The following is a 6,314-nucleotide window of genomic DNA, read 5'->3' on the forward strand; positions in this document are numbered from 1 at the left end:
ACAAATGAAGGTAGCCTTCGACGGTCAAATATTCGGAATGCAAAAGTATGGCGGGATCTCCCGCTACTTTGCCAGGCTCGCCGAGGAACTCGAGCAGCAGAAAATACAAACCCGGGTTTACGCCGGTTACCATATCAACTCCTATCTGAAAGGAGAGGGAAGTCTGGTCAAAGGGCAATACCTGGACAGGTATCCCAAGCGGACCATCCGGATGTTCAGAAAGTGGAACGGCATCCGGGCCAGCCTGGCTTCGGGGATCTTTGGGCCAGATATAGTCCACGAGACTTACTTTTCCCCCAAAGCTACACTGAAGGGTAAAGGGCCGACCGTAGTGACGGTCTATGACATGATCCAAGAGTTGTTTCCCGAGCGATTTTCCCCTTCCCAAATCCATACCGAGGAAAAGCGTGCGGCCCTGGCCAGGGCAGACCATATCATCAGCATCTCCCACAATACCAAGAAAGACCTCTGCGAGCTTTTTGGCACTGCTCCGGAGAAAGTCTCGGTCACGCACCTCGCTGCCGACCCCGTCTTGAAGACGGATTTCAAAAAGAAGGAGACAGCAGGGGAAAAGCCCTATTTTTTATACGTGGGACTGCGATTGGACTACAAAAATTTCAGACTGCTGGCTCAGGCTTTTGCGGCCTCCGAGCGATTGATGAGGGATTTTCGCATCATGGCCTTTGGAGGAGGAGGATTCAATCCCTCCGAGTTGGAAGAATATTCGAGAATGGGCTTCAAAGAAGGACAGCTGGTCAGCAGGGGCGGCTCGGACGAGGACTTGGCCCAGTGCTATGCCAATGCCATGGCCTTTGTGTACCCTTCCCTCTACGAGGGATTTGGCATTCCTCCTTTGGAAGCGCTTTCCTACTCCTGTCCGGTAGTCAGCAGCAACAGCTCTTCCATACCGGAAGTCCTTGGAGATGCTGCCCTGTATTTCGACCCTTTCAGTCAGGAAGAGCTGACCAGGCAATTGGAAAAAATAGCCTATGAGGCCCAGACCCGAGCGGATCTGATAAAGGTCGGCGATGCACGGGTGACGCAGTTTAGCTGGGGAAAAACAGCAGAAGAGACCAAGGCTATTTACCGAAACATCCTCGGCGTTTAGATACCATGAAAAAGGCACTGATATGCGGCATCAGCGGACAGGACGGAAGCTATCTGGCCCAGTTTCTTTTGGAAAAAGGCTATGAAGTTTTTGGGACCTCCAGGGATGCCCAGGGTGGGGGATTCAGGGGTTTAGGCCTGTTGGGCATCAAAGAACAGGTGACGCTGTTTTCCATGGACCCGGAGGACTTCCGATCTGTGCTGGTGGCTGTACGAAAGTCCCAGGCTGAGGAGATCTATTTTCTTGCGGGACAGTCATCGGTAGGTTTTTCCTTTGAACAGCCCGCCGAGACCATACAGAGCTTTACCATAGGTATTCTCAACGTGCTGGAGGCAGTGAAGATGGAAGGAAGGGAAATCAGGGTGTACCATGCCGGCAGCTCCGAGGCATTCGGGGATACCCAGGGCTTGGCAGCCACAGAAGATACCGCATTCCGGCCTCGAAGCCCCTATGCCCTAGCCAAGGCCTCTTCCACCTGGCTGGTGGACAACTACAGGGAGGCCTACAACCTCTATGCCTGCACGGGGATTCTCTTCAACCATGAGTCTCCGCTTAGGCCCGAGCGCTTTGTAACCCAAAAGATCATCCAATCTGCCAAGCGCATCGCTGGGGGCTCGGAAGAGAAGCTCTATTTGGGCCGTCTGGATATTCAGCGGGACTGGGGTTGGGCGCCGGAGTATGTAGAGGCCATGTGGCTGACACTCCAGCAGGAGAAGGCCGAGGACTTTATCATCGCATCAGGAGAAAGCCATAGCCTGGAGTACTTCGTGGAGCAGGCTTTCGTGCAGCTAGACTTGGACTGGAGGGAGCATGTGGTGCAAAAGCAGGAACTGTTTCGGCCCACTGATCTGGCCGTCAGTCGGGCCAATCCCGGAAAAGCGAGAGAAAAGCTGGGCTGGAAAGCAAAGTCCGGAATAAAGGAAATTATTTCGGGGATGGTGGGTGAAACAGTCTTGTCAGGCCTTTGATTGTTATTGGATTCCGGAATTGTAAGAACTAAGAATATACCGTCCCGAGCTTGGAAGTAAGGCAGAAAAGCTGCCCCAACGGACTTGGCTGCTGACGATGAGTCGTAGTCAATCAATGGATATTAGATGTATAGAAAAGACCGATCGAGAGATCGGTCTTTTTTTTGTTGAAGTCTGGGTTTTCTAGCAGTAGATTTTCGCTAGTGAACGGCACCAGGCTTAGGTGAACCTGGATGGTTTTGTCCTGAAACAGATTGAGTTTAGGTAATAGCGCTATTGAATCGGAAGTATCCTGCATGGGTTTTGACATCTCAGGCAGCAATGTGGCGTGAATTCTTGTCCCAAAAGTATTTTTGTTCGCACGGCCCCATCTCAATTGCAAGATTTGGCTACGTATTTTGACTCGCATGTTCAAGAACCAGTTTTACGTAGTCATGTCGCTTAGGGTCAAAGGTTTTACTGTACTCCTTCATTGTTTGGATGATGCCATCTTGCAGTTCTTGATGATCCTCCTGTAGATCCTTAAGCAGATCAAGGTTTAGTCCCAACCTAAAGAAAAGCATGGAGGACTGATCTCCCTTTTCATCGTCCTCGACCAGATTGAATACTACTACCCATCTGCCAAAGACGGTGATCAAATAGCTCTGTTTTTTTCCGACGAGCTTTTCCACAGTTACGTTTTTCCGCAAGGATTCCATGTTTGACAGATTGTATCGGACATGGGCAGCCTGCTCTGCTATAGCAAACTCGAAATTTTCTGTTGCATAGTCGACTTTAAGGAGGACCTCCTTTTTGCTGTATTGGTTCATGGATATTTTGGGTGGGTTGTATTCTATTCTTAGACTGTCAACCGTTTAAGTCTCGCTTGTCTGTAGATTTAATCGTACGCTTTCTAGTTGGGCAGCTTGCATACCAAGCGCACAAAATCGTGTTTTTTTGGATCAAATACCTGTTGATAGTCTCTAATGGCGCGGACGATGTCGTCTATTATCCCGTCCGGTTCCTCGATTAACCAATCTATTCTGTTGATGTTTGAGTAAATATCGAAAAACTGCATCGCCGACCTTTCCGCATAGCGCGACGATTCCACGAGATTGAACAGCATGATCCACCTTCCGTAGGTGCAAATCAGCTGGTTGCGGTCGCTGCCAGCAAGTCGTTCAATCGCTACCCGATGCCTATAATCGTTCATCAGCCTGAGGTTAAAGTTGATGTGTTCTGCTTTTTTAGCCACAGCCAATTCGTAGTTTTTAGTCGCAAAGTCGACTTTCAGACAGATTTTTTGGTCTGTTTCCGTAGGCCATCAGCTAGAGGTGGTAATTGGTAAGTCTTGAAAAAAATCCAAGAAAACAGGGGCTCTATCCAAGAGAGCCGGAAAAAACGATATTCTTAATTTTCTAAGTTACTTTTTTAATAGGTGCAATGCAAAATTGTGACTTATAAAAAATGCCGATTCTCCATTCTCACTACTGGGCCGGGCAAGAAGGACAATCAATAGGGGTTTATTTCTGTTGCTGCTCACCTACGGGCATACCAGCCTGTTGATCCCAGCTCCTTTGGAAGCTTCTCAACCGATCGCTTTAAAGGTGGTGTTGGCGACAGCTTCGCTTGATCAAGCTAACAGTGGCATTCACTTCTGTCCACAAAAGTCTCGTTGCCAGTATTATTGATGCGATAGCAGCCTCCCATCGAGCCGATAGGCAAGGAATTGCCAGTACAAAATCGCTGGATGGTCGTCCTTTTTGTCTCTTGCATAAGCAGCTTTACTGAACAAAAGGAAATACAAGAGTAGTTTGAGTTTGATAAAGGCAGTAGTTGCTGGATATCTGCTGAGAATAGACCTAGCTCCTCCAAGATAGAAAATACCCTGTACCGGGTATTTTTTATCTCAACTAATTCCCTTTTCTTGGAATACCGACTCACTACCACCGTTCTGCAACCCATCTATCCATCCGATTATCCCGCATTCCATCTACTTCCGATTCTGGAGAGTCTAAATTTAGCCCTCTTCAGATTGTTGAAAATAATAGGGCAGAATTTATAGTTTAACCCGCTCTCTCAAACGCCAGGCTACGGCAAAGGAGAGCACTGACCGCCCGTAACCGATATTAGCAAAAAAGTCTCCAGCCTAAAAAAAATGATTTTTAAATATTGATTATGTCTCTGAAGACCAAGATCTCCAGAATCATTCATATCCTTTTTGTTTTTTCAACAGTCGCTTGCAAAGAAGAACCCGAAGAGCCTATCGCAGAACCAGACACTTCCAGTTGGGCGTCTAATGCAGACTTTCCCTATGGTGATGTTATCGAGGCGGTTAGCTTCACTGTCGGAAACAAATTATTTATAGGTACTGGTTTTGTTTTTTTTGAGACTTTCAGTGGATATAGCAATGTTTTTTTCTCCTATGACGTGCAAAAAAATGAATGGAGCAAAGTTGCAGATCTGCCGTCTGATGCACGAGAGAGTGCAATTTCTTTTTCTATCGGGGAGTATGGCTATGTTGGGTTGGGAAAAGACTGTTTAGGAATGGGTATATGCGAACACCATTACTTTAATGATCTATGGAGGTATGATCCATCTACTAATTCTTGGATGGAAATGGCAGAATTTCCGGGCAGCCCAAGGGCCTATTCCACCAGTTTTGTAATAGGGGATAAAGCTTATATCACGGGGGGATCTTCTTATGGTGATAATGATTTGTGGGAGTATAGTCCGGCAAAGAATCAGTGGACGAAGAAGGCTGATTATCCGGGGAATTGTTCAAATCGGCAAGTCTCTTTTTCCGTTAATGGGCGGGGCTTTGTGGGATTTGGTTGGTCAGGCGGTACCTGCAAAGATTTTTGGGAATATAAACCTGCAACAGATCAATGGATCCAAAAAGCAGAATTTCCTGGAGAAGCGAGGTACGATGCCTTTTCCGTCGCGCTCAAGGATAAAGGATATCTAATGGCTGGGATCAACCAGACTATGACTGACGTGACCTACCACAGCGATCTCTGGGAATATGAACCAAACAAAGAAGTATGGACGAAAATAGAGGCCGGTTTTCCGGGTAAGGGCCGAGTCAACTTAGTTGGAGGGGCTTTTGAGGACTCCTTTATGGTTGGCTTAGGTACTCAGGCTTCATTTTACAAATTTCCATTTGGTATTGTTGATTTCTGGAAATTTTTGCCTTGATTCTTCAAATTGTATGGGCCTTGTGAAATTCTGGTTGCCTGATTGATATATTTCACCACGACCGATGAAAAACAGCATTGGACTTCTTGTTGATATGAGCAGACAGAGGAACAGAATCTCTAAATTTACCACTGTTCAAGCTCCCTTTCAAATAGGAGAAAGAGGAAGGTTTTTTGAAAAACACCCATTACACGGTGTTTTTAGTTTTATCCCAACTCTTATTTTTAGCGTTAACTATTTTGTTTAAATATGGCGGTTAATGAGTTGTACGAAAAACCATTCGATCAAGGAACTTTGACCTAGCTTGAAAATTTTGAAAAAAATACTCCAGCTTGGATTCCTATCTTCGACATATCAAAAGAAGGAAACACTTTGCATAGTGGATTTTTTTGCAGGGATCGGATACGATCTCAATGGAGTTTCAGAAAGCCAAATTCGAATTCTCACCAACTAGTTTAACCACATTTCCCTCAAAAACCTTTTTGCACTTTGAAAAGGTGAGTTAAACCGTTAGGTTGGGTTTTCCGAGATCCCGAGTGATAGGTGGGGATTTGCACTAGAATCCGTTTAGCCAAGTTGCCATTCGTGTTTTTAGGCTTGCGACTTGCTCCTCGTCCATTGGCTTTTCCCAGAATTCCAGTACCGCGTCATATTCTTTGGATTTCTCCCTGTCACTCCAGCTGAGGGATGAGGAAACGATCACCACCCTGATGTCTGCATAGTTGATATTTTCGCTTATCAGCTTCAAGAAGTCCCAGGCATTTACCCTGGGCATGTTGATGTCAAGAAAAACCAAAATCCTGAGACCGGGCTCGTCAATCGGATAAATAGATTCCAATGCCTCCTCCGCACTGGAAAAGACGCTGGGACTGGGACAAAGCCCTCCCTCCCTGACCATGATCTTATGGAGAAACAGGACTCCGGGATCATCGTCTGAGCATTCCCCAAAAAACAGGACAGTAAATTAAGTTACGATTAACCCCTTAAATTTACTGTGATGACCACACGAAGAAAATTTACCTCGAAGTTCAAGACCAAGGTGGTTTTGGAATTGCTGAAAG

6 protein-coding genes are annotated in these 6,314 nt (G+C 46.3%); 3 read left to right on the forward strand and 3 right to left on the reverse strand.

Annotated features, from left to right (window positions below; all coding sequences use genetic code 11):
• Positions 1–4: 4 nt before the first annotated feature.
• Complete coding sequence (locus J0A68_RS21300) at positions 5–1,108, forward strand: glycosyltransferase family 4 protein (protein ID WP_206580280.1); 1,104 nt, start codon at positions 5–7, stop codon at positions 1,106–1,108.
• Positions 1,109–1,113: 5 nt separating this feature from the next.
• Positions 1,114–2,076 carry a GDP-mannose 4,6-dehydratase gene (locus J0A68_RS21305; protein ID WP_206580281.1) on the forward strand — a complete coding sequence of 321 codons (963 nt, stop codon included), beginning with the start codon at positions 1,114–1,116 and terminating at the stop codon, positions 2,074–2,076.
• A gap of 389 nt (positions 2,077–2,465) precedes the next feature.
• On the opposite strand, the gene J0A68_RS21310 is transcribed toward J0A68_RS21305, so the two are convergent.
• Together J0A68_RS21310 and J0A68_RS21315 are read right to left on the reverse strand one after the other, a co-directional pair.
• Positions 2,466–2,885 carry a hypothetical protein gene (locus tag J0A68_RS21310; protein WP_206580282.1) on the reverse strand — a complete coding sequence of 140 codons (420 nt, stop codon included), beginning with the start codon at positions 2,883–2,885 and terminating at the stop codon, positions 2,466–2,468.
• A gap of 83 nt (positions 2,886–2,968) precedes the next feature.
• Entirely contained in the window at positions 2,969–3,310 is a 342-nt protein-coding gene (locus tag J0A68_RS21315; RefSeq protein WP_206580283.1) for a hypothetical protein, read from the reverse strand.
• A 923-nt stretch (positions 3,311–4,233) separates the two neighbouring features.
• Here J0A68_RS21315 and J0A68_RS21320 point away from each other — a divergent pair.
• The gene (locus J0A68_RS21320) at positions 4,234–5,253 is read left to right on the forward strand and encodes a Kelch repeat-containing protein (RefSeq protein ID WP_206580284.1); all 1,020 of its coding nucleotides are present in this window, start codon (positions 4,234–4,236) and stop codon (positions 5,251–5,253) included.
• A 556-nt stretch (positions 5,254–5,809) separates the two neighbouring features.
• Here the strand turns inward: J0A68_RS21320 and J0A68_RS21325 are convergent.
• Positions 5,810–6,151, reverse strand: coding sequence for a response regulator (locus J0A68_RS21325; RefSeq protein ID WP_206580285.1), 342 nt, complete (start codon positions 6,149–6,151; stop codon positions 5,810–5,812).
• Between the last annotated feature and the right edge of the window lie 163 nt (positions 6,152–6,314).

The sequence above is a fragment of the Algoriphagus oliviformis genome (genome assembly GCF_017254915.1).
Taxonomy (GTDB): Bacteria; Bacteroidota; Bacteroidia; order Cytophagales; family Cyclobacteriaceae; genus Algoriphagus; species Algoriphagus oliviformis.

Excerpts from the sequence above, each read along its gene's own strand:
- J0A68_RS21300 (WP_206580280.1), top strand. The coding sequence starts at position 5 with ATGAAGGTAGCCTTCGACGGTCAAATATTCGGAATGCAAAAGTATGGC.
- J0A68_RS21325 (WP_206580285.1), bottom strand. The coding sequence starts at position 6,151 with ATGGTCAGGGAGGGAGGGCTTTGTCCCAGTCCCAGCGTCTTTTCCAGT.
- J0A68_RS21305 (WP_206580281.1), top strand. The coding sequence starts at position 1,114 with ATGAAAAAGGCACTGATATGCGGCATCAGCGGACAGGACGGAAGCTAT.
- J0A68_RS21320 (WP_206580284.1), top strand. The coding sequence starts at position 4,234 with ATGTCTCTGAAGACCAAGATCTCCAGAATCATTCATATCCTTTTTGTT.
- J0A68_RS21310 (WP_206580282.1), bottom strand. The coding sequence starts at position 2,885 with ATGAACCAATACAGCAAAAAGGAGGTCCTCCTTAAAGTCGACTATGCA.